This window comes from Kocuria atrinae C3-8 (genome assembly GCF_000286355.1).
Classification (GTDB): domain Bacteria; phylum Actinomycetota; class Actinomycetes; order Actinomycetales; family Micrococcaceae; genus Kocuria; species Kocuria atrinae_A.
The window spans coordinates 1-2,649 of record NZ_AJXN01000206.1; the positions used below are offsets into that span (position 1 = coordinate 1).

Sequence of the window (2,649 nt, forward strand, 5' to 3'; positions counted from 1 at the left end):
TCCCGCGGCGGCGGCAAGCCCGGCGGCGGCGCTCGCGGTCCGCAGGGTCGCGGCAAGGGCTCCAAAGCGGGCCCCAAGGGCGGCTTCAAGTCCGGTCCGAAAACCGGACCCAAGTCCGGGCCCGGTAAGCCCAAGGCTTCGGCGGGTCAGAAGGGTCCGCAGAAGCCTCGCGCCTTTGGCGGCGTGGACAAGTACGAGCGCCGCGCCTCGGCGATCAAGGAGCACGGCCCGCACCGGCGGCGTCGTCCCAAGAACCCGCCCGTCGATCGTCTGGAAGCCCACGACGAGAACGGCGTGCGCCTGCAGAAGCTCATGGCCCAGGCCGGTGTGGCCTCGCGGCGCGTGTGCGAGGAAATGATCCTGGACGGCCGCGTGGAAGTGGACGGCCAGATCGTCAACGAACTGGGCGTGCGCGTTGATCCCGCGCTGCAGAGCGTCCATGTGGATGGCATGCGCATCCAGACCGACGAGAAGCTCGTCTACTACTCGTTCAACAAGCCGACCGGCGTGGTCTCCACCATGGAGGACCCGGACGGCCGCCGTTGCGTAAGTGACTTCTTGGACGTCCGCAAGCACGAGCGCGTGTTCCACGTGGGTCGCTTGGACGTTGAGACCGAGGGCCTGCTGCTACTCACCAACGACGGCGAACTCACCAACCGCCTGACCCACCCCTCCTACGAGGTGCCCAAGACCTACCTGGTCCAGGTGCACGGCCCCGTGGAAAAGGGTGTGGGCAAGCAGATGCGCGAAGGCATCAAGCTCGAGGACGGCATCGCCAAGGTCGATTCGTTCAAGCTCATCGACTCCAAGCCCGGACACGTGCTGATCGAGGTCGTGCTTCACACCGGCCGCAACCGCATCGTCCGCCGCATGTTCGATGCCGTGGGCCACCCGGTCGAGCGGCTCGCACGCACCAGGTGGGCCCGATCGCCATTGGTGATCAGCGCCAGGGTGTGGTGCGCAAGCTGTCCCACACCGAGGTGGGCACCCTGCTCGCATCGGTGGGGATGTAACGGTGGTCCCAGCAATTGCTTCCACATCCGGACCGGTCCTGGTGATCGGTGCGGGGCTTCTGGGCGCGAGCATCGGCCTGGGGCTTCAGCACCTGGGTGTGCGCGTTTACGTGCGCGATGCCTCGCCCACCACGGAGGCCGTGGCCCAGGACATCGGTGCTGGCCAGTCGGTGCGTGCCGTTCACGAGGCGGGTCAGAGGCTGTCCGACCCCGCCCTCGTGGTCGTGGCGGCACCGCCGGACGTGGTCTCCGAGCTCGTGGTCGAGGCACTGTTGGATTTCCCGAACGCCGTGGTCATCGACATTGCCTCGGTCAAGTCTTCGATTCTCGACGACGTCGCGGCGGCCGGGGCGGATCTGTCCCGCTACGTGGGGACGCATCCCATGGCCGGACGCGAGAAGTCCGGTCCCGTGGCGGCCCGCGGTGAGCTGTTCACCTCCATGCCGTGGGTGATCTGCCCAACCGAAACGACCAGCGCACGGGCCATCACTACGGCCAAGAACCTGGCCGTTGACCTGGGCGCGACCGTGACCGTGATGGACGCGGCCGAGCACGATGAGACCGTGGCGTTGATTTCGCACCTGCCGCAGGTGATGTCCTCGTTGTTGGCTTCTCGACTGCAGGACACCCCGTTGCACCACTTGTCCTTGGCAGGACAGGGGCTGCGGGACACCACGCGCATTGCGGGTTCCGATCCGTCGCTGTGGGTGCAGATCCTCTCCGCCAACGCACGTCCCATCGTGGAATCCCTCCACGAGGTACGCACGGATCTGGATCGGTTGATCTCCACACTGGAGAACCCGATGGCCGGTGGTGCTCGACTGGACATCGCTCAGCTCATGGCCGAGGGCAACTCAGGCCAAGCCCGGATTCCCGGTAAGCACGGTGGCGCTCCCAAGGCGTTCGCCACACTCACCGTGGCCGTGGACGACACCCCGGGCACCATTGCCCGCCTGCTCACCGAGATCGGGGAGGACGGGATCAACCTGGAGGACATGCGCCTCGAGCACTCACCCGGCCAACCGGTGGGACTCGTGGTGGTCTCGGTGGATCCCAACCGCCGCGACGATCTCGTGAACGCTTTGAACGAACGCAACTGGAAGGTGGTGCAGTAATGGACGCACGCGATGAGAACGCCCGCTTGGTGGTCGCCATCGACGGACCTTCCGGTTCCGGGAAGTCCTCCGTGTCCAAGGAAGTGGCGCGCCGCTTCAACTTGGCCTACCTGGACACCGGTGCGATGTACCGCGCCGTGACCTGGTGGTGCCTGCACACGAACGTGGACCTCACGGACGCGGACGCCATTGTGCAGGCCACCCGCTCCGTTCCCCTGGACATGGGCACCGATCCCAACGGTGAGCGCATCGCCGTGGACGGTCAGGACGTCCGGTCCGAGATCCGCGGGGATGACGTGACCAACAATGTTTCTGCCATCGCAACCACCGTCCCGGCTCGTGAAGTGCTGGTGGCCATGCAGCGGCAGATCATTGCCGATAGTGGCGACCGGATGGTGGCCGAGGGCCGTGACATCACCACCGTGGTCGCTCCGGATGCCACCGTGCGCATTCTGCTGACCGCCTCGGAGGAAGCGCGCATGGCGCGGCGAGGCAAGCAACTGGGCGCGGCGGCGTCGTCG

General features: G+C 66.6%; 2 protein-coding genes and 1 pseudogene. All 3 read left to right on the forward strand.

Annotated elements, in window-relative coordinates; translation table 11 throughout:
• A pseudogene (locus tag YO9_RS0115800) lies at nt 1–1,013 on the forward strand (pseudouridine synthase); the annotation flags it as partial.
• A gap of 2 nt (nt 1,014–1,015) precedes the next feature.
• Complete coding sequence (locus YO9_RS0115805) at nt 1,016–2,128, forward strand: prephenate dehydrogenase (RefSeq protein WP_223286712.1); 1,113 nt, start codon at nt 1,016–1,018, stop codon at nt 2,126–2,128.
• Nucleotides 2,128–2,649 (forward strand): (d)CMP kinase (gene cmk, locus YO9_RS0115810; RefSeq protein ID WP_016998368.1); only part of this gene is annotated, 522 nt, incomplete at its 3' end. The genes YO9_RS0115805 and cmk, both read left to right, overlap by 1 nt.